The organism is Sorangium sp. KYC3313 (assembly GCF_052075895.1).
Taxonomy (GTDB): Bacteria; Myxococcota_A; Polyangia; order Polyangiales; family Polyangiaceae; genus Sorangium; species Sorangium cellulosum_B.
Map to the genome: position 1 here is coordinate 6,026,747 of NZ_CP197255.1, position 20,879 is coordinate 6,047,625.

Annotated in this window: 20 protein-coding genes and 1 pseudogene; 10 read left to right on the forward strand and 11 right to left on the reverse strand. The window is 70.2% G+C overall.

Translation table 11 applies throughout. The features are described 5' to 3' along the window. Position 1: 1 nt before the first annotated feature. Positions 2 to 403, forward strand: coding sequence for a group II truncated hemoglobin (locus ACSRUE_RS23475; protein ID WP_441292948.1), 402 nt, complete (start codon positions 2 to 4; stop codon positions 401 to 403). Between the two features lie 230 nt (positions 404 to 633). Here ACSRUE_RS23475 and ACSRUE_RS23480 read toward each other — a convergent pair whose 3' ends face one another. The 4 genes and pseudogenes from ACSRUE_RS23480 to ACSRUE_RS23495 form a co-directional block, all read right to left on the reverse strand. Then, a complete protein-coding gene (locus ACSRUE_RS23480) occupies positions 634 to 1,191 on the reverse strand; it encodes a dihydrofolate reductase family protein (RefSeq protein WP_441292949.1) in 558 nt (185 codons plus the stop codon). A 534-nt stretch (positions 1,192 to 1,725) separates the two neighbouring features. After that, positions 1,726 to 2,655: a transposase gene (locus ACSRUE_RS23485; RefSeq protein WP_441293121.1), complete on the reverse strand. Its 930-nt coding sequence runs from the start codon at positions 2,653 to 2,655 to the stop codon at positions 1,726 to 1,728. Continuing rightward, positions 2,641 to 2,787: pseudogene (locus ACSRUE_RS23490) on the reverse strand (transposase zinc-binding domain-containing protein); the annotation flags it as partial. The gene ACSRUE_RS23485 and the pseudogene ACSRUE_RS23490, both read right to left, overlap by 15 nt. A gap of 178 nt (positions 2,788 to 2,965) precedes the next feature. Beyond that, on the reverse strand, positions 2,966 to 3,715 hold the full coding sequence (locus ACSRUE_RS23495; protein WP_441292950.1) for a M20 metallopeptidase family protein: 750 nt from the start codon (positions 3,713 to 3,715) through the stop codon (positions 2,966 to 2,968). A gap of 140 nt (positions 3,716 to 3,855) precedes the next feature. Between ACSRUE_RS23495 and ACSRUE_RS23500 the strand changes: the two genes are divergently transcribed. From ACSRUE_RS23500 to argC, 4 genes are read left to right on the forward strand one after another with little or no spacing between them, the layout of a single operon-like run. Further along, a complete protein-coding gene (locus tag ACSRUE_RS23500; RefSeq protein WP_441292951.1) occupies positions 3,856 to 4,068 on the forward strand; it encodes a YgaP-like transmembrane domain in 213 nt (70 codons plus the stop codon). A gap of 8 nt (positions 4,069 to 4,076) precedes the next feature. Continuing rightward, a complete protein-coding gene (locus tag ACSRUE_RS23505; RefSeq protein ID WP_441292952.1) occupies positions 4,077 to 4,694 on the forward strand; it encodes an RNA polymerase sigma factor in 618 nt (205 codons plus the stop codon). Beyond that, the gene (locus ACSRUE_RS23510) at positions 4,691 to 4,948 is read left to right on the forward strand and encodes a hypothetical protein (protein WP_441292953.1); all 258 of its coding nucleotides are present in this window, start codon (positions 4,691 to 4,693) and stop codon (positions 4,946 to 4,948) included. The genes ACSRUE_RS23505 and ACSRUE_RS23510 overlap by 4 nt, the downstream gene beginning before the upstream one ends. Before the next feature lie 54 nt (positions 4,949 to 5,002). Continuing rightward, on the forward strand, positions 5,003 to 5,953 hold the full coding sequence (gene argC, locus ACSRUE_RS23515; protein ID WP_441292954.1) for an N-acetyl-gamma-glutamyl-phosphate reductase: 951 nt from the start codon (positions 5,003 to 5,005) through the stop codon (positions 5,951 to 5,953). Positions 5,954 to 5,974: 21 nt separating this feature from the next. Here the strand turns inward: argC and ACSRUE_RS23520 are convergent, their stop codons facing one another. After that, a complete protein-coding gene (locus ACSRUE_RS23520) occupies positions 5,975 to 6,943 on the reverse strand; it encodes a LysR family transcriptional regulator (RefSeq protein ID WP_441292955.1) in 969 nt (322 codons plus the stop codon). A gap of 76 nt (positions 6,944 to 7,019) precedes the next feature. Between ACSRUE_RS23520 and ACSRUE_RS23525 the strand changes: the two genes are divergently transcribed. Continuing rightward, positions 7,020 to 7,688, forward strand: coding sequence for a glutathione binding-like protein (locus ACSRUE_RS23525; protein WP_441292956.1), 669 nt, complete (start codon positions 7,020 to 7,022; stop codon positions 7,686 to 7,688). Between the two features lie 134 nt (positions 7,689 to 7,822). Beyond that, positions 7,823 to 9,385: a hypothetical protein gene (locus tag ACSRUE_RS23530; protein WP_441292957.1), complete on the forward strand. Its 1,563-nt coding sequence runs from the start codon at positions 7,823 to 7,825 to the stop codon at positions 9,383 to 9,385. A gap of 62 nt (positions 9,386 to 9,447) precedes the next feature. Here ACSRUE_RS23530 and ACSRUE_RS23535 read toward each other — a convergent pair whose 3' ends face one another. Further along, entirely contained in the window at positions 9,448 to 10,611 is a 1,164-nt protein-coding gene (locus ACSRUE_RS23535) for a PAS domain-containing protein (RefSeq protein WP_441292958.1), read from the reverse strand. 227 nt (positions 10,612 to 10,838) lie between these two features. Next, entirely contained in the window at positions 10,839 to 11,651 is an 813-nt protein-coding gene (locus ACSRUE_RS23540; protein WP_441292959.1) for a hypothetical protein, read from the reverse strand. A gap of 147 nt (positions 11,652 to 11,798) precedes the next feature. On the opposite strand from ACSRUE_RS23540, the gene ACSRUE_RS23545 reads away from it, so the two are divergent. Beyond that, a complete protein-coding gene (locus ACSRUE_RS23545; RefSeq protein ID WP_441292960.1) occupies positions 11,799 to 12,701 on the forward strand; it encodes a nucleoside hydrolase in 903 nt (300 codons plus the stop codon). Between the two features lie 19 nt (positions 12,702 to 12,720). On the opposite strand, the gene ACSRUE_RS23550 is transcribed toward ACSRUE_RS23545, so the two are convergent. Further along, a complete protein-coding gene (locus tag ACSRUE_RS23550) occupies positions 12,721 to 13,419 on the reverse strand; it encodes a transcriptional regulator (RefSeq protein WP_441292961.1) in 699 nt (232 codons plus the stop codon). Positions 13,420 to 13,714: 295 nt separating this feature from the next. Between ACSRUE_RS23550 and ACSRUE_RS23555 the strand changes: the two genes are divergently transcribed. Next, positions 13,715 to 14,581, forward strand: coding sequence for a HEAT repeat domain-containing protein (locus tag ACSRUE_RS23555; protein WP_441292962.1), 867 nt, complete (start codon positions 13,715 to 13,717; stop codon positions 14,579 to 14,581). On the opposite strand, the gene ACSRUE_RS23560 is transcribed toward ACSRUE_RS23555, so the two are convergent. Next, positions 14,578 to 15,411 (reverse strand): slipin family protein, encoded by an 834-nt coding sequence (locus ACSRUE_RS23560; protein WP_438019877.1) that lies wholly within the window; start codon positions 15,409 to 15,411, stop codon positions 14,578 to 14,580. The two genes, ACSRUE_RS23555 and ACSRUE_RS23560, sit on opposite strands and share 4 nt — an antisense overlap. A 547-nt stretch (positions 15,412 to 15,958) precedes the next feature. Between ACSRUE_RS23560 and ACSRUE_RS23565 the strand changes: the two genes are divergently transcribed. Beyond that, the gene (locus ACSRUE_RS23565) at positions 15,959 to 18,790 is read left to right on the forward strand and encodes a DEAD/DEAH box helicase family protein (protein ID WP_441292963.1); all 2,832 of its coding nucleotides are present in this window, start codon (positions 15,959 to 15,961) and stop codon (positions 18,788 to 18,790) included. Positions 18,791 to 18,809: 19 nt separating this feature from the next. Here ACSRUE_RS23565 and ACSRUE_RS23570 read toward each other — a convergent pair whose 3' ends face one another. After that, positions 18,810 to 19,577, reverse strand: coding sequence for a phosphotransferase enzyme family protein (locus tag ACSRUE_RS23570; protein WP_441292964.1), 768 nt, complete (start codon positions 19,575 to 19,577; stop codon positions 18,810 to 18,812). Between the two features lie 86 nt (positions 19,578 to 19,663). Next, positions 19,664 to 20,878, reverse strand: coding sequence for an efflux RND transporter periplasmic adaptor subunit (locus ACSRUE_RS23575; protein WP_441292965.1), 1,215 nt, complete (start codon positions 20,876 to 20,878; stop codon positions 19,664 to 19,666). Position 20,879: the final 1 nt, after the last annotated feature.

Below are 20,879 nucleotides of genomic sequence, written 5' to 3' on the forward strand. Positions count from 1 at the left end.
CATGGCCGAGCCGTCCGAGACCCCTTTCGAGCTGCTGGGCGGCGAGCCGGCGGTGCGCCGGCTCGTCGAGCGCTTCTACGACCTCATGGGCCGCGACGAGCCGGCGCTCGCGCGCCTCCACGTCTGCGACGAGGGCGGTCAGGTCGCCCGTGAGAGCCGCGACCGATTCGCGCTCTTCCTGATCGGCTGGCTGGGCGGGCCGCAGGACTACATCGCGGCGCACGGCCACCCGCGGCTGCGGATGCGCCACGCGCGCGTCCCGGTCGATGTGGCGATGCGCGACGCCTGGATGCGCTGCATGCGGGCGGCCATGGCCGAGCTCGACGTGCCCGCGCCGCTCCGCGCCTTCCTCGACCAGCGCTTCGCCGAGGTGGCGGACTTCATGCGAAACCGTCCGGGCTGAGCGCTGGATCGGAGCGTCGGACGACGTGCGGATCTGCCGCCGCGTGAATGCGACCGGCAGCATCCGCTGGTTGGGCCGCTTGGATGAGAACAGCGGATCTGCGATTGAACGATGCATGCGATGCTGGCGCCGTAGGATGTGGCGATTGGTGGTATCCGTTCGTGGTACCGCGTCGTGACGAGCGCTGAGCCAGGGGCGCAGCGAGCTGGGCGCGATGGGGCTCCTCTGAGTCAGCGCGCGCGCCGGTAGTGCATCGCCACCGCGCCGCAGCGGAGCGGCTTGGCCGAGACCAGCTCGAGCCGCCGCGCGGCGGGCAGCCCGCTCTGGTACAGGGTCGGGCCGTGGCCGGCGAGCTTGGGGTGGACGAGGAGACTGTACTCGTCGATGAGATCCAGCCGATCGAGCTCGGTCGCGAGCTTGCCGCTGCCGAGGAGCACGCCGGCCGGGGTCGCGTCCTTAAGCTTCTGCACGCCCATGCGCAGATCGCCGGCGATGTGGTGGCTGTTGGTCCACGGGAAGTCCTTGCGCGTGGACGACGCCACGTACTTCGGCTTGGTCTCCAGCTTGACCGCCCACTCGCGTATCGCCGGAGGCGCCTCCTCGTCGCCGCGGGCGACCGCCGGCCAGTAGCTCTCCATCATCTCGTAGGTGACGCGGCCCCACAGCATCGCGCCGCTCTCGTCCATGAGGCGGGTGAAGAAGGCGCGCGTCTCGTCGTCGACGATCCCCTCCTGGTGGTCGACGCAACCGTCCAGGGTGACGTTGATGGTGAAGGTCAGCAGTCCCATGCGGCGAGTCTCCTTCGGAACGAGGCATCGGTCAATGTTCCGGTAATGCAATGCGCACCGCGAGGCTCTCGGCTTTGTCATCTCGCAAGACTCTCGAGTCCGTGGTGTCGCAAAGCACAGGCCCGATTTGACGTTCTGGCAAGATGTGCAGCTGCAGCGATTCCTGAGTCCCCCCTACGATTAGGTGGGATGTTCTCGGTAGCGGCCCAGGAGACAAGTCGGCTCACCTTCGAGGAGACTTGGGTCCCCTGCGTCGCCAAGGTTGATGTGAGCTTGTCTGCCATCAGCGCAACGTCAAACCGGGTGCCTGCGGCTGCAGTGCCAGCGCGTAGGTAAAAGAAGCCGGATCGCAGCGCGGAGAAGTGTAGCGCAGCAAACCGAAAGGGTGGGACCGCGAGCGTCGTGATGGCTCGGTCCCGGGTCGAAAGTGCGTGGTCCGGGCGGCGCCGAGCGCGCTACGGGGCGCATCGGCGTGCCGTGGGCACACGTGTCCGTCCGGGCGTTGGTCTGGCCCGGGAGGCGCGTCGCGAGACGCTATGCGGCGTCACCGGGCGCCTTGCGGCGCAGAACGGTGCTCTTCCAGTACGGCGGCCCTCGGTTGGGAGAGCGTGCTGGAACATCGGTCGGCTCGCCGAGCGCGGAGAGAAAGCGGGCGATGTTCCTTGGCTCGGTCACCAGGGCGACGAGCTTCATCCGCCCCTTGCAAGCTGGGCACTCGAGGACATCGATCGCACATGTGCGGCGCAAGAGCTCGGCGCGGTTTGTCGACCGCTCGATAGCCGCCACGCTTGCGTTTCGGAGCGGCGTCATCGTCCGCCTTCGTAGGCTCTTCTGGCTTCGCAGGGCGCGGTCCGATGCGCTTGCGCGCCAACGTGGGCGACTTGCCGAGGCGAGCACGCCAGCGTACTTGACGGTGTGAAAGCGCGGCGGCGGGACGCTGGCCGCGAGGCGGCACAAGAGCGAGAGCGGATCCATGTCCACCGCGACAGTCCCGTCGGCGAAGGCGCGCTTGAGCGAGAGCCGCACCAGGCCGTCCTGCTGCGGCTCAACGCGCTCCTTTGCGATCGGGGGTCGCAGCACGTAACGCGGCAGCGCCTCCCTCGCCGCGGCATGGTGCGCACCGGCGCGCGTCGCTGCGTGCAAGGTGAAGCCATCGAGCGCAGCGCACAGCGGCTTGTCGTACGCGAGCGCGCTCGGACAATACGACGAGAGTCCGCCGAGCCATTGAGGGCCGGCGGGCGGCTCTCGTCCCGAGACGGCGGAGGCACAGAGCACGGCCTCGGGCTCGTCGTCCTCCTCGACGTCGTGCTCGATCTCGAGATGCCCGTGCCGCCGGAGGTAACGGAGCATCCGCCCGACGGCGTGCTCTAGGACCTGACCGACCTCGCCCGTTCGCAGGTGACCGAGCTCGTTCCACACGAGCTCGGTGCCGTCTTCGTGATAAGCCCCCGCCGTGGCACACATGCGTCGGCCCAGACACGATGGGCAGAAGCCGCGTCCTTTACAGCTGAAGGCCACCAGCCGACTCTCTTCGCAGCGCTCGCACCGGAGCCGCGCGAACCCGCGGCAGAGCAGCCCGCAGTCGAGGTAGGCTTCGAGCTCCTTCTTCGCGTGCTTGGGTATCCGGACGGCGATGGCGCCGTCGTCGATGGCCCCGTACAGCGTCTCCACGTTGTCGCGCACGATCTCGTAGAGCGGATCGCGACGGTTCGCCCCCGCGGAACAGTCCCGCCAGGATTGCTGACGCGCGGAGCTCGTGCGGCCGCCAGCCGCGTCACTCCGGCTTGAGCGCGGCGAGCGTGGCGCGGGTGAAGACCTCCGCGATGAGCCCGATGGCGCGCTCGTCGAGATCGAACGCGTGGTGGTGGTGCGGCGCCGCGCTCGGCCCGCCCGCGCCCACCGTGAAGAGGCAGCCCGGGACGCGGCTCGTGAACTCGGAGAAATCCTCGCTGACCGTGAGCGGGCCGGGATCCATGACCTCGGCGCGCTCCGTCGCCCGCGCGGCGGCCGTCACCAGATCCACGGGCGCCGCGGCGTTGGCCGTGACCGGGGAGCTCGACAGCACCCGGAACTCGCACGAGGCGCGCAGCGCCGAGCACACGCCCGAGGCGATCCCGTGGATACGCTCGAGCGCGTGCTCCCGGCTCGGCTGCGAGAACCAGCGCACCGTGCCCTGGAGCGCCACGCGCTCCACGACGACGTTGGGCGCGTTCCCGCCGGAGATGGCCGAGATGCTCACGACGAGCGGCTCGCCCGGCTTCGTCTCGCGCGCGACGATCGACTGGAGCGCGGTCACGACCTGCGCCGCTGTGTAGATCGGATCGACCGACATGTGCGGCAGCCCGCCGTGGCCCGCCTTCCCGACGACGGCGATCTCGAACGTGTCGATCCCCGCGAAGAACGGCCCGGGCCGCGTCGCCACCACCCCGAACGGGAAGGGCGAGATCACGTGCGCCCCGAGCGCCTGATACCCCGCCTGGATGCGTCGCCCAGGCGTGGACGCGTCGCGCAGGCGTGGACGCATCGCGCAGGTGTGGACGCATCGCGCAGGCGTGGATGCGTCGCGCGGGCGTCGCTCGGTCGCTTTCTGCGCCACCGGCGCAACGATTTCGTGAATCCTCCATCCCGCATCGGGGCTTCTCCGGACGAAGGATGGAGGAGCTCATGAAACGCAATGTGGGGAACATGGATCGGTTGCTGCGTGGTCTGGCTGCGCTCGCGCTGCTGGCGTGCGCCTGGGCGGCGCCGCTGACGCTCGTGACGCGGCTCGCCGTGTTCGGTCTGTCGGGCGTGTACATGATGTTCACCGCGCTCTCGGGCACGTGCTTCGGGTACGCTCTGATGGGCAGTTCCACATGCCCCCTCCAGCGGAGCTGAGGCGCTGAATGGAAGCATCGAGTTCCCACGAGCCGCTCTTCACGGCGGCCGCGCGCGGCGACGACGGCGCGCTGGAGCAGCTCGTCCGCGCCTACCACGACCGCGTGTACCGCTTCGGGCTGCGCGCGTGCCGCGACGCGTTCGACGCCGACGACGCGGTCCAGGAGGCCTTCGCGAAGCTCGCGCGCCGCCCCGAGGTGGCGCGCGATCCGGGCGTCCTCTCCTGGCTGATGACGGTGGTCCGGAACGCGTGCCTGCGCATGCTTCGCCCCTTCGCGCGGGAGCGCTCACGGCTGGGGGATCGGGTGGACGACATCGATGCGGTGCCGTCGGGCGATCTCGACCCGCAGGCAGCATTCGAGCGCTGGCGGCTGGTCCGCGCCGTGCATGAGGCGATCGCCGCGCTGGAGCGGCCCTATCGGGAGGTGCTCGTGCTGCGCGACGTCGAGGGTCTGACGGGCGAGGAGGTGTGCCAGATGCTCGGGCTCGGCGAGGCGGCCATGAAGAGCCGCCTGCACCGGGCGCGGCAATTGGTGCGGCGGGAGGTCCTCCGGCAGGAGGGCGCGCCTTCCGCCTCAGGGGTGCGGGGAGGAGGGGAGGAGAGGAGAGACAAGCCATGTTCATGAGCAGGAGCCTTGTGGAGCACTTCGCGCGCGGGGCGATCTGCCTCGCGGCCCTCGTGGCCTCGGTGCTCGTCGCGCGCGCTTCCCTCTGGCTGGCGATGGCGCTGTTGCCGGTCGCGCTGGTGGCGGTGGGCGGATGCCCGATGTGCTGGGCGCTGGGGTTGATCCAGATGGTCAGGGCCAGGGTGCGAGGGGAGCACCTCGAAGCGCCGTGCGACGACGGCGGATGCGCCTGGGCGCCGCAGCGCCGCCGGTGAGCCAGCGCGAAGCGCTGGTCCCGAGGGCGCGCTCGGCGTATGGAAACGGCCACCATGCATCGGGTGTTCATCGACGGGCAGGAAGGGACGACGGGGCTCCAGATCCGCGAGCGGCTGCAGGGCCGCCGCGACCTCCAGCTGCTCGAGATCGACCCCGAGCGCCGCAAGGACGCCGCGGCGCGCCGCGCGCTGGTCAACGAGGCGGATGTGCTCATCACGTGCCTGCCCGACGACGCCGCCCGCGAATCCATCGGATGGATCGAGAACCCGAGGACGCGCGTCATCGATCCGAGCACCGCGCACCGCACGGCCGACGGGTGGGTGTACGGCTTCCCGGAGCTCCGCCCCGGCCAGCGCGAGGCCGTCCGCGGCGCGCGGCGCGTCGCCGTGCCCGGGTGCCACGCGACCGGGTTCCTCGCGCTCGTGGTGCCGCTCGTCGAGCAGGGGCTCCTGCCCAGGGACGCCCGCGTGATCGCGCACTCGCTCACCGGCTACAGCGGCGGCGGGCGCAAGATGATCCAGGCCTACGAGCAGGCCGACGGGGCGCGCCGCGAGCAGCTCCGCGGCCCGCGCCCGTACGGGCTCACGCTGCAGCACAAGCACCTGCCGGAGATGCGCGCCATCGCGGGCCTCGACAGGGCGCCGCTGTTCCAGCCGGTCGTGGGCGACTTCTACAAGGGCATGCTCGTCTCGGTGCCCCTGTTCGCGGACGCCCTGGCCCGGCCGGCGACGCCCGCCGCGGTCCACGAGCTCTTCACGTCCTATTACGCCGGCGAGCCGTTCATCCGGGTGATGCCGCTCGGCGGCCAGGGCGCGCTGGAGGACGGCTACCTCGGCGCGGTGGAGTGCAACGACACGAACCGACTCGACGTGTTCGTGTTCGGCAAGCCGGACCAGATCCTGGTCGTGGCGCGCCTCGACAACCTCGGCAAAGGCGCCTCCGGCGCGGCGGTGCAGAACCTGAACCTGATGCTGGGCGCGCCGGAGGCCACCGGCCTCGACTGAGCGTCACCCGGGTCACCCGGGTCACCCGGCGCGCGTGTAAAGCCGCGGCGCCGAGCTCTCGAGGGCGGCGATCAGGCGCTCCGCGGCGTCGGCCGACGCGCGCCGGAACGCGATCCGCCAGGGCCGGCGGAGCGGGCCGGTCGAGAGCCGCTTGACCAGAAGGTCGCCGCTGCCGAGGTAGGCTTCCGCCACCCATTCCGAGAGGGTCGCGATCCCCATCCCGGCGCGCGCCGCGTCGACCACGGCCTCCGTGAGCGGAAACCGCAGGAGCTCGATCTTGGGCCGCTGCCGCCCGAAGACGGCGCTCATGAACCAGCGCGCCTCGGCCGGCGCGGCGTTCGGCGTGATCAGCGGGCCCTCGCGGAGGTGGTCGCGCGTGAGCGAGGCCCGCCCGGCGAGCGGGTGCGAGCTCGAGATCACGAAGATGACCTCGTCCGAGAAGAGCGGCCGCTCCACGAGCGCGCAGCCCGCCTCGCGATCGCTCGGCAGGGACGACGTGGTGAGCAGCGCGACGTCGATGTCCCCCCGGACGAGCGCGGCGACCGGATCGTGGGTGTGCTCGACCGCGAGCACGATCTCGAGGCGGGGCAGCCTGCGCCGGAGGCTCGTCATCGCGGAGGGCAGCCAGCGGTACGCGGTGTAGCACTCGCACACGAGGCGGACGCGCGTCGTCGCGGCGACCGGCGCCGCGACCTCTCGCTCGAGCTCCCGGAGCTGCGCGAGGACGAGCCCGGCCCCCGCGATGAGCCGCTCGCCCGCGGCGGTCGGCGTGACCCCGCGCGCGGTGCGCTCGAAGAGGAGCGCGCCGACCCGCTCCTCCGCCTGGGCGAGCGCCCGGCTCACGGCGGACTGCGTGATGTGCATCGTCGAGGCGGCGCCGGCCGTGCTCCCGGCGGCCGCCAGCGAGAGGACGAGCTCCAGATCGCGGATCTCGAGCCGAGGCCGCGGTCCGATCGCGGGAGGCGCAGGGGGAGGCGGTATGCGTGACACGCATAGAACCTATCACGACGATGCGTTGGACGCACAGCCCGGCGAGGCGCACCTTGGGCGCCGTCAGGAGGTTTTCATGAAGCTCTATTTCGCTCCGCTCGCATGTTCTCTCGCCACGCGCATCGCCTTCTACGAGGCAGGCGCGGAGGCCTCGTATGTGGAGGTCGACCTGAAGACGAAGCGGACCTTGGGGGGCGCCGACTACCGTGCGATCCACCCGCTCGGGTTCGTCCCCGCGCTCGAGATCGAAGGAGGCGAGATCCTCGCCGAGAACGCGGCGATCCTTCAGCTCGTGGCGGATCGGTTCCCGGAGGCGGAGCTCGCGCCGCGGGATCCGCTCGGCCGGGCGCGCCTCCAGCAGTGGCTCGGCTTCATCGGGAGCGAGCTCCACAAGGCGGTCTACATGCCGCTCCTGGACAAGACGGCCTCGGCCGAGGTCAAGGCCCATGCGCTGGCCGGGGCGCCGCGCCGCCTCGGCTGGGTGGCGGATCGGCTCGAAGGGCGGGAGTTCCTCCTCGACCGTTTCTCGGTCGCCGACGCGTACCTCTTCGCGGTGCTCAACTGGTCCGTTGTCACGCCGATCGACCTGAAGTCCTGGCCGGCGCTCGCCGCGTACCACGCGCGCCTCCACGGACGTCCGAGCGTGGCGCGCGCCTTCGCCGAGGAGCGGGAGGGCTACTTCCGGGAGCAAGCGCGGCACGCGAAGGCCGCCGAGGCCGTCGACGCGCCGGCGCCGAGCCTCTGACTGGCCAATGGCCGCATGGCCGGCCAATGGCCGCATGGCCGGCCAACGGCCGCATGGCCGATGGACGCGCGACGTCATGGAGCCCTCACGAATCCAGCTTTTCACGCGCGATCGGCTCTGATACGACAGTCATCATGAGACACTTGCGACAACTCTTCGTATGTTCGGTCCTGGCCATTGCTGCGATCCCGGTCGGCTGCACGGCGGACGCGCCGGATGACGCCGAGCAGGAGTCCGAGGTCGGCTCGCTCAGCCTGGCCCTCGTCGGGAACAGCTCCTCGGGCGCGACGTACCGCCTTTCCCAAGCGTGGTTCGATATCTACGGCCCGACGGCGCGGACCATCTACGGAGGCGGCGACACGCCGGCGCTCACGGAGCTGCTGCCGGTCGGCCACTATGACGTGATGCTCCAGCCGGGCTGGGTCCTCGAGCGGTGGACCGGCGGCGGTTACCAGCCCGTCTCGGCGTCCCTCACGTCGGCGAACCCGACGTGGGTCTACATCGGCGAAGGTGCGACGTCGACGGTGGCGTTCCAGTTCCGGGCCGATGGCGACGTCATTTCGGTCGGGCACGGGAGGCTCGACATCGTCATCGGGGTCGACGACACGACGCCGCTGCGCGAGGACACCGATGTGGCGTGCAGCAACGGTTACGACGATGATGGCGATGGCCGCCCTGATTGCTCCGATCCGGACTGCCAGGGGTATCCGTTCTGCGCGCCGGTGCGAGAGGACACCGATTGGGCCTGCAGCAACGGCGCCGATGACGACATGGACGGCCTCGCGGATTGCGCCGATCCGGACTGCCAGTGGTATTCGTTCTGCTCGCCGTGGCGCGAGGACACCGATGCGGCGTGCAGCAACGGCTACGACGACGACGGGGACGGCCTCGCGGATTGCGCCGATCCGGACTGCCAGTGGATGCCGTACTGCATGCCGGTGCGCGAGGACACCGACTGGACGTGCAGCAACGGCGCCGACGACGACGGGGACGGTTTCGTGGATTGCGCCGATGCGGACTGCCAGTCGCAGCCTTACTGCATGTCGTGGCGCGAAGACACCGATTGGGCCTGCAGCAACGGCTCCGATGACGATGCGGACGGTCTCACGGATTGCTCCGATCCGGACTGCGGGTGGTTGCCCGTCTGCGCGATGCCGGGCCTCGTCATCGAGGACTTCGAGGACGGCGATTTCCTCCTCTTCGCGCCGTACGCGCGCAGCGCCCCGCCGTTCACGGGGCCGTGGGTGACGTACGACGACGGGACCGTCCCGCCGGTCGACCTGTTGCCCGCTCCGGGGCCTTTCAGCTCGAGGGCGCTCGCGGCGCGCTCCCCCGGGGTGCCGTCCGCGTCGGGCGCTGGCGTGACGCTGTCCTTCGAGATGTGGCCCGTCGATGTGTCGCCGTTCCAGGGCATCCGCTTCCACATCCGTGGCCAGGGCACGCAGGTTCGCTTCGACGTCGGCACGCTCCTTACGACGCCTGAGGGCGGGCTCTGCTCGGCTTGCTACGACAGCCACGGTATCGACCTCTGGGTCGGCACGGAGTGGGTCACCGTGGAGCTGCGCTGGTGGGATCTGATGCAGCAGGGGTGGGGCACGCTGGTGCCGTTCGAGCCGTGGAGCGTCATGAACCTGAACTGGCGCACGCCCGTGGGACAGCCGCTCGGCATCGAGATCGACGACGTCCAGCTGTTCTGAGCTCGGGCGTCCAGGGAGCAGCGCCAGCGCTGGCGCCGGGTGCCTCGTCCTCCGCTGGCGTGTCAGGCGATGTTGCGGTGGGGCGGCGCCGGGCGCGCGGACAAGCTCCGCATGCAGTGCATCAGGCCGGCCCGCAGGTTGGCCTTGGTGACGATGGCGCTGAGGTCGAGCCCCAGCGCCACCATCGTCTGCGCCACGGTCGGGCGGATGCCGCAGATGATCCCCTCGGCGCCGAGCAGCTGGATGGCCCGCACGAGCTTGATCAGGTGATCGGCGACCTTCGTATCCACCATCTGCACGCCGGTGAGGTCGAGGACCGCGAAGCGCGCGCCGCGGCTCGAGATCGCCTCGAGCAGGCTCTCCATCGCGTCGGCCGTCCTCGCGCTGTCGACGACGCCGATCATGGGCAGCGCCAGCACGCCGTCCCATACCTCGATGATCGGCGCCGCGAGCTCCCGGATGACCCGCTGCTGCGCCTCGATCACGTCGAGCTTCGTCTGGAGGGCCTGCTGCGCGCGCTGCCCCTCCGTCACGTCGAGCGAGAACCCGACGACGGTGCTGACGTGCCCCGCTTCCTCCGCGAGGGGGACCATCCAGCTCTCCCATACACAGCCGTGCGCCTCGGCCAGCCCGTGCACCGGGCCGCCGGCCAGCGCGCGCCTGACGGCGCCCCTGGCCTCGCCGTAGAGGTCAAAGATGTTCGCGCCGACGAGCTGTCCAGGTTGATGGCCGGCGGCCTCCAGCCCCTTGCCTTCATGGTAGAGATACGTTCCGTCGGTATCGACGGCCCACATCGCTATCGGAAGCGTGTTGATCAAGGCGCGGAGCATCCTGTCCCGTGCCCTCAGCTCGGTCAGCTCGTCGAGCGCGCCGTCGCCGGCCGGCGCGTCACGGAACGAGCCGTAGACCAGCCCATCCGAGCGCGCGCCGCGCACGACGCAGGCGAGCGGTTTGTAGCTGCGCTCCGCGCTCATGACGCGGCCGTGGACGTGAATGGGGGCCGTGCTCTCACGCACTTGCTCCCACCTCTTGGTGAGCGCGCCGCGATCCTCCGGGTGGAAGAGCTCGGTCAACGGGGTTCCGTGCGCGAGCGCGGGCCCGATCGTCCGGCCCAGCGCGTCGCTCCATCGCAGCAGCGCGCCGTCGCCTCCGGCGACGAACAGCATCTCCGTGGAGTGTGCGATAAAGTCATCCAGCGAGCTCAGTGCTCCGTTTGCGTCAGCCATCGTATTCCCCTCCGCAACCGGACAGGCATACCGGGATTGCGCGTAACAAGGTAGATCGATGACCGCACACGAATAGTAGGGCGCAATCCGCGACGCACACGAAGGCATGGCCTTACTCCAATCGTCGGAGCGCACGAGGGGGACATACAGCCTGGGATCACGCTCGCCGCGCGCTCTCCGGCGATCTGTACGACCGGTACGTACCGGTTCGTCCGCGCCGGAGCGGCTCAGCCGCCGGAGCCGGCGTCGCGGGTCGGAATGCCGAGAAGATAGAGCTTCTTCGCTCTCCCGCCGGTCACTCCCTTTTCCCATCGGTAATCTTCACTCCGCAGCCCGCTCAACAGCTCATCCAGGTCATCGAGCGTGTAGATCCTCGCGTACGAGACCGCTCCGTCCCATGCGAAGCACAGCGGGATGATCGGCACGATATACGTGAAGACGAGCTGCCGCACGGTCATGGGCCTCGCCATGGGCGTGATGAGCAGGCACATCACGAAGTTGATCGGGAGGGCGAGCCACCAGAGAAACGTCGGAGCCCTGTTGTCGCTGATCTCGAAGACACAGATGGGCTGCCTGCTCCGCTGGGCCGACTCCAGTATCTTTCTCGCGTCCTCCGGCCTCATGTGATGAAAGCCGCCGACGATTGTCCTGAGACCCCTGAGACCAGCCTCGTCGCCGTCGATCTTCGTGGCGTCAACCGGGGTTGTCTGGTAGGAGACGTTCCTCCCTTCCTGGTTGTTGATGAGCTCCGCCGCCTCCTTGCTCGGGTACAGGTCCGTGAGCGTCAGCTGGATGCCCTCGAACCCGGGCCTCTCGCGCAGGGTCCGTACGACGTCGATCATCGGCCCGCCGCTCCCGGAGCAGAGGTCGATGATGTTCGATGTGCTCGACTCCTTCAATGCTCTGGCGATCAGCTCGACCAGCGCCTCGCGCGTGCCCAGCGCTCTGTGCATGACCACGATGAGGCGTGTCATGCAGGCCCGCAGCCACCCGGGAAACCAGCTGAAATCCTCTATCTCGAACAGGTGTATGCGCTTCATTCGCTCCTCGGGGTCGTGCGGCCTGGCCGCGCGCAGCGGCGCGGGTCGAGCGCTGGCTCCGGCGGGCGGCCGGTCGTCTCTCCGGCTGCCCGCTCGGAACGAGACTATTCAATTTTGCTCTGCGGCGCGATGGCATGGAGGTGCGGCGTGAAGCGCATGATCTTCGAGATGGAGACCGCGGACCCGGATGATTTCATGACGCTGCTCTGGCTCGCCGATCACCCCGACGTCGAGCTGCTCGGCGTGCTCGTCACGCCCGGCTCCGAGGATCAGTGCCGGCTTGTCCGCTGGGGGCTGGATCGCTGCGGGCGGGCGGAGGTCCCGATCGGCGCGCTGCACGGCCCCGCGTGGTGGGCGACGAGCGAGGGCAAGAAGGCGCGGGTCTCCGGCTTCCACCAGGCGTGCTACGGCCCCGGCATCCTGGAGCACCCGGCCGGCGAGGTCGCGGGCGGCCCCGCGCTGCTCGCCGAGCTGCTCCGCGAGCCGGACGCCACGGTGCTCGTCGGGGCGGCGCCCAAGAACATCGGCAAGGCGTTCAAGGACGTCCCCGGGCTCCGGCTCGCTCGCTGGGTCCAGCAAGGCGGCTTCGCGGGCGACAACCTGGTCGCCGAGCCGCTCGAGAAGTTCCGCGGGCGCCTCACCTGCCCGAGCTATAACCCCGGCGGCGCGCCCCGGGAGACGCTCGCGCTGCTCGCCTCACCGCAGATCGGAGAGCGCAGGTTCGTCTCGAAGAACGTATGTCACGGGGTCGTCTACACCGAGGCCATGCGCGAGGCGCTGAGCCGCCGGGTCTCCGGTCGATCGCCGCGGAGCGGCCTGACGAGGATGATCGACGCGCTCGATCGGTACCTGGCAGACAAGGGCGTGGGCAAGGCGATGCACGATCTCGTGGCGGCCGCCTGCGCGCTCGACGAGCGCGTCTGCGACTTCGTCGAGGTCGAGATCTACCGCGAGAAGGGCGAGTGGGGGGCGCGCGCCATGGAGGGCACGAACACGCGGATCTCGGTCGGGTTCCACGAGGAGCGCTTCCTCGACGTGCTCGCGCGCTGAGCCGCCGGCGGAGCCCACCTCACCGGGCTGCGCAGGTCTCGCGGAGGGCGCGCGCCCTGTCGATGCACGCGGCGAGGGCGTCCTCGGGCGGCTCGTCCGGGCACGCGGCCTCGAAGGCGCGGATGGCGTCGCGGAGGCCCCCCGCGCCGCCGGCGCCGAGATCGAGCTTGTGCTTGCGATCCTCGTCGTCGTCGTCGCCGCCGACGAGCAGGAGCGTCCCGACGACCGCCCCCACGACGGCGACACCCGTGACGACGCCCGCCACGATCACGCCCGTCTTGCCCTCCACGTCCGGCGGCTCCGCGTCCGGGAGCGACGGCGTGCCCGCCGGGATCTGCGGGGCCTCGAGGCCCGCGGCGAGCGCGGTGGTGGCGATGCCGCCCGCGAGCCCCAGGCCGCCGATGACGAGGCTCGACAGCGTGAGCGCGCTCGGCCCCGCGTCCGCGCGCGCGCTCACGCTGGCGGAGAGGCGCACCTGCGCCGCGTTGCACGCAGCGTAAGCGTCGAGGCGGTGGATCTCGAGCGATGCGCGCGGCGCGGTCTCTGGCGGCAGCTTCGCGGCGAGGATGATGTCGTCCGCCGAGCGCCGGAACGTGAGCGGTGCGAGCGGCTCGGGGGCGGCCGCGGGCGGCGTGGAGGCCTTGCCGCAGCCGGCCAGTCCACACGCGATGAGCAAGAGCGTCGTGCAGGAGAGGGCATGATCGCGCCTTTGGGTCATACAGCCACGCTACGCCGATCGAGCGCGGTTTCGTCGAGCGAAATTGGCCTCGTCGCGGATCGGAACGACCGCCGGCGAGCGGGCCGAGCCTGGATGATAACGTGGTGTGGCCGACGCGCCGAGGAGCGGAAGGTGCCATATGCGCAGGCCTGTTGGCCGTCCCGAACGTGAGCTCCACCGCGTGTGTTAAGATATCCTCCCTGGCAGCCGGCCTCGCGTTCCGCGGGAAGCGGGCCGGTCTCGGCGAGGGTCTTCGCAGGATGGGATTCGAGCAGGCATTGCGCGAGGTCAGGAGATGAGCACGGCCGATCGCCGGCGGCCGGCGGATGTCCTCGAGGCGCTCCTCCGGGAGCCGCAGCGTCGCGCGCTCTGGCAGGCGTCGGCCAGAGCGCTCATGCCGCTCCGCCGCGGTCCGGCGCCGGCCGAGCTCTCGGCCGATCTTCTGGTGCGGGTCCTCGCCCTGCGACGTCCTGCGGAGGGGTACGACGAGAAGCTCTATGCACGTCTGGACGTCGCGCTCCTGCGCGGCCACGTGGCGCGCACGCTCGGGAGGATGGGCCTTCGGGCCGCCGTCGCGGTGCCGGTGCTCGTCGAGACGCTGCGTGAGCCGCTCGGGGAGCGGTGCTCGCCCATGTGCTGCTCGGCCTCGTCGGTGCGTCACGAGCAGATCCTCGCCCGGGTCAGCGTGCTCGATGCGCTGCGCCGGCTGGGCCCGCAGGCGGGGAGGAGCGTGCCGGCCGACGTCGTGGCGGAGCTCCTCGCGCCGGCGTCCCGCAGGATCGCCCTGAGCGCGGCGGAGCTCCTCGCGCGACATCCGGAGAGCGCGCTTCACCACCGCGCTGCGCTGCTCGCGGCGCTCGAGCATCCGTACGCGCCCGTGGTCGAGGCGGCCGCGCGCGGGCTCTCGCGGGCGGCCCCGAGCGCCGCGCGCGAGGCGGTGCGTCCCCTGACGACGCTGCTCCGACACGAGCAGGGCGGCGTGCGGCGCGCCGCGATCCGGGCGCTCGTCGCGATGCGCCCGGGCGCGAAGGGAAGCGAGATCGCGCGGGCGGAGGAGCGCTTCGCGTGGCTCGCCGAGCGCGATCCGGACGCCGCCGTTCGGGCGGTGGCCCGCCGGGCTCTCAGGCCGCTCGAGGGCCTGTCGGCGGTCGAAGGTGGCTAGGACTTCCGCTCGCCGCCGTCGCCGAGCATCCCCTCGGGCTTGAGCCCGATCACGAACTTCCCTCCAGCCTTCGCCATCTCCCCGAGCGCCTCGATCTCCCGCAGCTTGAGCAGCGCGGGGTTGTCGGCGATCGCCCGCGCCTCCTCGATCTGGGCGGTCAGCTTGAGCTGAATCCGCTCCTTCTCCGCCTCGGCCATGAGGCGCGTCTGTTGCATTGTCGCCTCGATCTTCTGGCGCGCGCGCTCGTTCTCCGCCTCGGCCTGGATACGGAGCGCCTCGGCGTCCTTGCGCGCCTGGATCACCTTGGCCTCGGCCCGCCGCTCGGTCTCGAGCACCTGATTCATGATCTCGCGGAGGTTGCCGGGGAAGACGAGGTCCTTCACGTCGGCGCGCACGATCTCCACGCCGTAGCGGGCGGCGGTGCCCTTCACGTCGTCGCGCACGGCGTCCGAGATCTCGTTCCGATCGCTGAGGATCGCCTCGAGGCTCCGGCTCGCGAGAAAGCGCCGCGCGGCGAGCTGCACGTCCTCGTAGATGCGCTCCTCGTAGGAGGCGACGTTGTGGACCGCCGCGGGGGCATCGGTGATCTTGAAGTACACGAGGAGGCTCACCCGGATCGCGACCTTGTCGGCGGTGAGGATCTCCTGCCCCTTGATGGTCAACGAGCGCTCGCGCATGTCGACGAGCGTCACCGTGCGGACGACGTCGTCGAACCACCCGCGCTTGAGCTGCGCCTTGCCGGGGGGCAGCACGGCCTTGAAGGCGCCGTCCTCGTAGAGGAGGCCGACGAACGACTGCTGGATGATGACCTCTGTCTTCGTCTTGCTCATGGCGGGTGGAGGGGAGGATGGGGGACGCGCGGCGCGGAGAGAGCGCCGGCGCCTACACACTGGCGATTTGCAGGACGGGCGTGGGAGGACGATGGCTTCTGATCTCTTGGAAGGAGACCGATCGCCCCAGCCCGCTACGGCCAGGCGGGCGCCGACCGCGACAGGTTACGCGACCCGCCACGCAGCGCAAAGGCCCAGCCTTCGCGTCCCGCGCCCTCTGGCAGGTACGCCGCGCTCCTCGGGGGGAAGCGGGATTGACATCGCCGCCGTTCGCCAGATAGCCTGAACATGTTGGACGGACTCGGGTGGACTCACGGAACGGTAGTTCGGCCGGCGGATGGCTGGACGACGACCACCGGCTCGGGGGGCCCGAACCATCGCGCGACAGGCGTGAGCGCGTCGCACGTCGCCTCGTGACGGACGTGATTCCCACCGAGACCCCGACAAGGCACGCGGACGTCGAAAAGCCGGCCTGCGCGCCGGCAAGGATGCTCCGTGAGGCCTGGTGACGTGTTGTCGTGTCCGAACCTTCGAGAAGGTTGATCCAATGGGTGCCATCAGCGAATGGGATCGTGACTACAACCTCGTCGAGGCGAGGAAGCATCCGTCGAAGAAGGCCGAGGCGCCGCACCAGACGGAGGCCCTCGCGAGGCTCCGGGTGTGGTACGAGTCAGCGCCCACACCCGATGCGGGAGGACTGCTCGTCCTCCCGACCGGAGGAGGCAAGACCTTCACGGCCGTGCGGTTCCTTTGCCGCAATCCGCTGAGCGATGGCTACAAGGTGCTGTGGCTCGCGCACACGCACCACCTCCTGGAACAAGCCCTGGATGGCTTTGGAAAGCGCAGCGACGGGGCCGAGGCGATGGAAGTCGGCTTGATCCACGAGCCGAAGGAGCGGCTGCGGGCGAGGGTCGTCTCGGGGACGCCGGGGCACAGCAAGATTGCAGCCGTCAAGCGCGATGACGACGTGGTGATTTGCACGCTGCAGACCGCCGTGCGCGCGCACCGCGAAAATCACGCTGCTCTGCGCGCGTTCCTGACCGCGGCGAAGGGGAAGCTGATGGTGGTGTTCGACGAGGCGCACCACGCGCCCGCCCCGTCGTACACCGAGTTCCTCCTCGCGCTGCGCGAGGAGGCGCCGAAGATGAAGCTGCTCGGGCTCACCGCGACCCCGATGTACAACGACAAGAGGGGAGAAGGCTGGCTGGCGAAGCTCTTCCCGCAGAGGATCCTGTTCGAGGTGAGCGCCTCCAAGCTCATGGCGATGGGCATCCTCGCCAAGCCGATCCCGATTCCATGCAGCACGAAGTTCGAGCCGAAGGTCGACGCCGGGCAACTTCAGCGGTGGCGCGCGACCTTCCAGGATATGCCAGAAGAGATCATCACCCGGCTCGCGGAGAACCAGGAGCGTAACGACAAGATCTGGAAGACCTACGTCGACCGCCGCCAGGAGCTCGGGAAGACAATCATCTTTGCCGACCGGTGGTTCCAGTGCGACTACCTGCGCGAGAAGCTACGCGCGCACGGAGTGCGCGCCGATGTCATGTACTCGCACGTCGAGGTGACCCCGGGCTCTGTCGAGGCCCGAAATCAGAAGTCGCGCGACAAGAATGCCGCCGTGCTGAAGAAGTTCCATGAAGGCAAACTCGACGTGCTGATCAACGTGCGCATGCTGACAGAAGGCACCGACGTCCCCAACGTCCAGAGCGTCTTCCTCACGCGACAGACGACGAGCCCGATCCTGCTGCGCCAGATGGTCGGCCGCGCCCTCCGCGGGCCGAAGTTCGGTGGAACCTCCACCGCGAACATCGTCCTCTTCATGGACGAATGGCGCGAGGCCATCCAGTGGGCGGAATTCGATGACGTCTGGGGCACGGGCATCGACAGACCGAAGCCTGAGCCGAGAAAGAGAATGCCGCTCCAGCTGGTGTCGATCGCGCTGGTCCGGCAGCTCGCGCGGTGGATCGAGCTCGGCGAGATCGCGCCGGCGTCGTTCCTCGAGATGCTGCCGCTCGGCTGGTACTTGCCCGAGTTCGACGTCGAGGTGTCGGGCTCCGAGGACACCGAGCACGCGCGCCCGATGGTCCTTGTCTACGGAGACGAGAAGGAGCACTACGACGCGTTCCTTGTGCACGCGGCCAGGGCCGATCTCGGGCGCTTCGCGGATCCAGAGGTGCAGTACGACGCCGTGGAGGCGCAGATGGAACGCTGGTGCAAGAAGTTCTTCGCCCACGCGGGCAAGACCGCGAGCGGCCTCGGCATGAACCTGTTCCATCTGGTTCGACACCTCGCGCAGACGGGCGGGAAGCCTCCGCCGTTCTCTCCGTTCGAGCACCGCGAAGAGCACGATCTGACGCCGCTGGCGAAGGTCGCCGCGGCGGAAGACTGGGGGCCTGCGCGGACGCGGCAGCAGCTCGAGGCGATCTACATCGACGAGCGGCGCTTCTGGCGCGCGATGATCCCCACGTTCGATCTCTTCCGCGAGCAGTTCCGCATGCTGGTCGAAGCGGAGATTCAGCGCACGACGGGCGCGGGCGGCGCTCGTCGGGCGGGTGGCGTGATCGCGCCGGCTCAGCGGCTCGTCGACCAGGAGCCGTCCGAGCAGGTTAAGCGGGAGGTCATCCGTCGTGACGGGGAGCGCTGCCTCTGCTGTGGCGAGACGCGGCGAAAGAGGCTGCAGGTGGACCACATCATCTCGCTCTATCACGGCGGGACGAACGAGCCCCACAACCTGCAGACGCTGTGCTCCGTGTGCAACCGCGACAAAAGCATCAAGGAGATGCACTTCCGCAAGACCGAGACGACCCTGAAGTCGGCGCCACCGCTGAAGTTCCCGGCCGGATTCGACTCGGCGGAGCTCGACCAGCTCACGCTCGACATCCAGCGCACGATCAACATGTTCTACCAGTGCGCCGCGGTGGATGAAATCGAAATGAAGAGCAAGGGAGTCAAGCGCAGGGAGTGGCGCATCCGGCTGCGTTCGAACAACCCGCGTGCGTGGTTCGAAGGGCATATGGATGCCCTTTTTGGTCGGGTCGTCGAGGCGCAGAAGGGCGGTCGAACCGAGCCAGTTCGCAGCATCGTTCTCGAGGCCCCCGGACACGAGGACGGCTTCTGCGTCTACTCGAAGCAGATCGGCGATATCCAACCTCTCCGCATTTCCGAGATCCGGCCGCGGACGTCGGTCGCGGTCTACTGGCCCTTGGGGCCGGGGGTGCCGAACGAGCCTCTCGCCGCCAAGGTGATTCGCGTCGACGCCCGGCGGAGAGAGGCACACGTCCGTGCGAGGATCGGCCGCTTCGCGCGCGAGCTCACGAACGTGCCGTTCGAGGCGCTGTTCGCCCCCGGCGCCGCGCTTCGCGAGGAGGAGCAGGAATGAACGCTCGCGCCCGTGTCCCTCACGGGGTGAATGCCCGCAGCAGCCGATCGCGCTGATCTCGCAAATAGCGGATGTCCTCTTCGTACAGCGCAGGGTGCCCGGCCGCGATGTGCGCCTGGGACGCGACGTCGCCGGCCGCGGCCCGCGCGCGCATGGAGGCGAGCAGCGCCGCGAGCCGGTCGGCCACGGTGTCGAGCAACAGGGGCCCTGGCGGGTAGCCATAAGCGCGGCAGAACCGAGCTGCGCGCAGCGCCTGATCCTCGGGGCTGCCGGCGCTGTCCGGGTTGCTCGGCGCGTGCAGCGGCGCGAAACGGTAGACGGCGTACGCCACGTCCCACACGCGCGGGCCCGGATGAGCTGTGTCGAAATCGATGAAGCCGACGACCCGGCCGCCGCGGACGACACAGTTGTAGGGCGCGATGTCGCCGTGACAGATCACCTCGGCCGGTGGGCGGGGCGGGAGCTGCCACCGGTCGTCCGGTCCTGACACGAACGTCGCGCTCGCGTCGTGGAACCGGCGCAGCAGGGTGGCGGCGGACGCGAGGAGCTCGGGCGTGCGCAGCTCGGCCGGGAGCGGGTTGTGCACCTCGCCATCGAGGTACGACAGCACCTCGTTCCCCTCGTCGTCGCGCCCGAGCGGCTCCGGCGCCGCGTCGAAGCCCGCCGCCCGGAGGTGCCGCAGGAGCCGGTGGATGGCAGGCGTGGCCGCCGTCGCGGGCCGGTGGACCCTGTCACCGCGCCGGCGCACGGTGTTGACGCCGCCCTTGAATACCTGCTCGTCGACCATGCAAAGCCCTCTCCGCCGGGGCGCCAGCGCCGCGGTGGCGGAGTCGGCCCCTGTTTCGTCGCTGGTTGCGGAAAAGCGGGTCTCCCCTAACGCACCTCGACCCGCGCGCCGTCGTGGAGCTTGTCGTTCGGGTGCACCACCACGCGGTCGCCCTCGTCGAGGCCGGCGAGCACCTCGGCGGCGCCGCCGCTCCGCCTCCCGATCTCCACGTCGCGCAGCCGGGCGTGGCCGTCGGCCAGGGCGAACACCGCCCAGCGCTCGCCTCGCCGGAAGAGCGCGGTCTGCGGGACCTGGAGCGCGTCGGCCTTCTCCCAGATCACGATGCGGGCATAAACGCGGTAGCCGTCGCCGAGCGCCTTGCGGGCCTCGGGAGGGCCGGAGAAGTCGGCGATCACGTTGACACGCTGCTCCTCGATGCCGAGGGCGGACACCTTGGTGAAGCCGCTCGGCTCGACGAGGCGCACCCGAGCGCCGAGCGGCGCCTCGCCGCCCCAGCGCTCCACGTGGACCTCGGCGCCAGGCCGCACGGCGACGGCGTCGCTGGAGAGGAGGTCGATGACGATCTCGAGCGCGGCGGGATCGCCCAGCTCGAGGATGGGCGCCCCCGCCTGGAGGAGCGCCGCGCTCTCCTGGAAGACGCGCAGCACCGTGCCGTCGACGGGGCTCTGGATGGCCACGCTGGCATCGCCGGCGCCGGTCTTCCTCGCGGGCGCGCCGGGCCCTTCGGGCTTCATGCGCACGAGCGCGGCCTCGGCCGTCTGCAGCTCGAACTGGGTGACACGGGCGCCGAACCGCGCGCTCTCGAGCTCGGCCTGCGCGGCGCGCTCGCGGAACTCGGCGGTCTCCAGCTCGGCGCGGGCGACGCCGCCGCGCTCGTGCAGCGTCCTGACCCGGGCGAGCTCGCTGCGGGCCTGGGCGAGGGCGGTCTCGGCGAGGGCGACGCGCGCCTTCACCTGGGAGACGCCGGCGCGGGCGCTCTGGGCGTGGGCCTCGGCCTGGGCGCGGGAACGGGCGTCGAGGAGCGGCGGGTCGATGGGCGCGATCTCGGTGAGCATGGCGCCGAGCTTCACCCGGTCGCCGGGGTGCAGCTCCAGGCGGGGCATCTGGCCGCCCACAGGCGCGGAGATCACGAAGCGGTCCGTGATGCGGGTGCGGCCATCGCCGTCCACCGTGACGACGAGCGGGCGGCGCGTCACCGTGGAGGCCTCCACCAGCGCTGGCTTGGGGAGGAACGCCACCACGATGGCGCCGACGAGCAGCGCCGCGAGCAGGGCATAGGGGATCTTCCGGGCGAGCTTCATG

Excerpts from the sequence above, each read along its gene's own strand:
- ACSRUE_RS23475 (WP_441292948.1), top strand. The coding sequence starts at position 2 with ATGGCCGAGCCGTCCGAGACCCCTTTCGAGCTGCTGGGCGGCGAGCCG.
- ACSRUE_RS23480 (WP_441292949.1), bottom strand. The coding sequence starts at position 1,191 with ATGGGACTGCTGACCTTCACCATCAACGTCACCCTGGACGGTTGCGTC.
- ACSRUE_RS23485 (WP_441293121.1), bottom strand. The coding sequence starts at position 2,655 with ATGTGTGCCACGGCGGGGGCTTATCACGAAGACGGCACCGAGCTCGTG.
- ACSRUE_RS23495 (WP_441292950.1), bottom strand. The coding sequence starts at position 3,715 with ATGCGTCCACGCCTGCGCGACGCGTCCACGCCTGGGCGACGCATCCAG.
- ACSRUE_RS23500 (WP_441292951.1), top strand. The coding sequence starts at position 3,856 with ATGAAACGCAATGTGGGGAACATGGATCGGTTGCTGCGTGGTCTGGCT.
- ACSRUE_RS23505 (WP_441292952.1), top strand. The coding sequence starts at position 4,077 with ATGGAAGCATCGAGTTCCCACGAGCCGCTCTTCACGGCGGCCGCGCGC.
- ACSRUE_RS23510 (WP_441292953.1), top strand. The coding sequence starts at position 4,691 with ATGAGCAGGAGCCTTGTGGAGCACTTCGCGCGCGGGGCGATCTGCCTC.
- argC (WP_441292954.1), top strand. The coding sequence starts at position 5,003 with ATGCATCGGGTGTTCATCGACGGGCAGGAAGGGACGACGGGGCTCCAG.
- ACSRUE_RS23525 (WP_441292956.1), top strand. The coding sequence starts at position 7,020 with ATGAAGCTCTATTTCGCTCCGCTCGCATGTTCTCTCGCCACGCGCATC.
- ACSRUE_RS23530 (WP_441292957.1), top strand. The coding sequence starts at position 7,823 with ATGAGACACTTGCGACAACTCTTCGTATGTTCGGTCCTGGCCATTGCT.
- ACSRUE_RS23535 (WP_441292958.1), bottom strand. The coding sequence starts at position 10,611 with ATGGCTGACGCAAACGGAGCACTGAGCTCGCTGGATGACTTTATCGCA.
- ACSRUE_RS23540 (WP_441292959.1), bottom strand. The coding sequence starts at position 11,651 with ATGAAGCGCATACACCTGTTCGAGATAGAGGATTTCAGCTGGTTTCCC.
- ACSRUE_RS23550 (WP_441292961.1), bottom strand. The coding sequence starts at position 13,419 with ATGACCCAAAGGCGCGATCATGCCCTCTCCTGCACGACGCTCTTGCTC.
- ACSRUE_RS23555 (WP_441292962.1), top strand. The coding sequence starts at position 13,715 with ATGAGCACGGCCGATCGCCGGCGGCCGGCGGATGTCCTCGAGGCGCTC.
- ACSRUE_RS23560 (WP_438019877.1), bottom strand. The coding sequence starts at position 15,411 with ATGAGCAAGACGAAGACAGAGGTCATCATCCAGCAGTCGTTCGTCGGC.
- ACSRUE_RS23565 (WP_441292963.1), top strand. The coding sequence starts at position 15,959 with ATGGGTGCCATCAGCGAATGGGATCGTGACTACAACCTCGTCGAGGCG.
- ACSRUE_RS23570 (WP_441292964.1), bottom strand. The coding sequence starts at position 19,577 with ATGGTCGACGAGCAGGTATTCAAGGGCGGCGTCAACACCGTGCGCCGG.
- ACSRUE_RS23575 (WP_441292965.1), bottom strand. The coding sequence starts at position 20,878 with ATGAAGCTCGCCCGGAAGATCCCCTATGCCCTGCTCGCGGCGCTGCTC.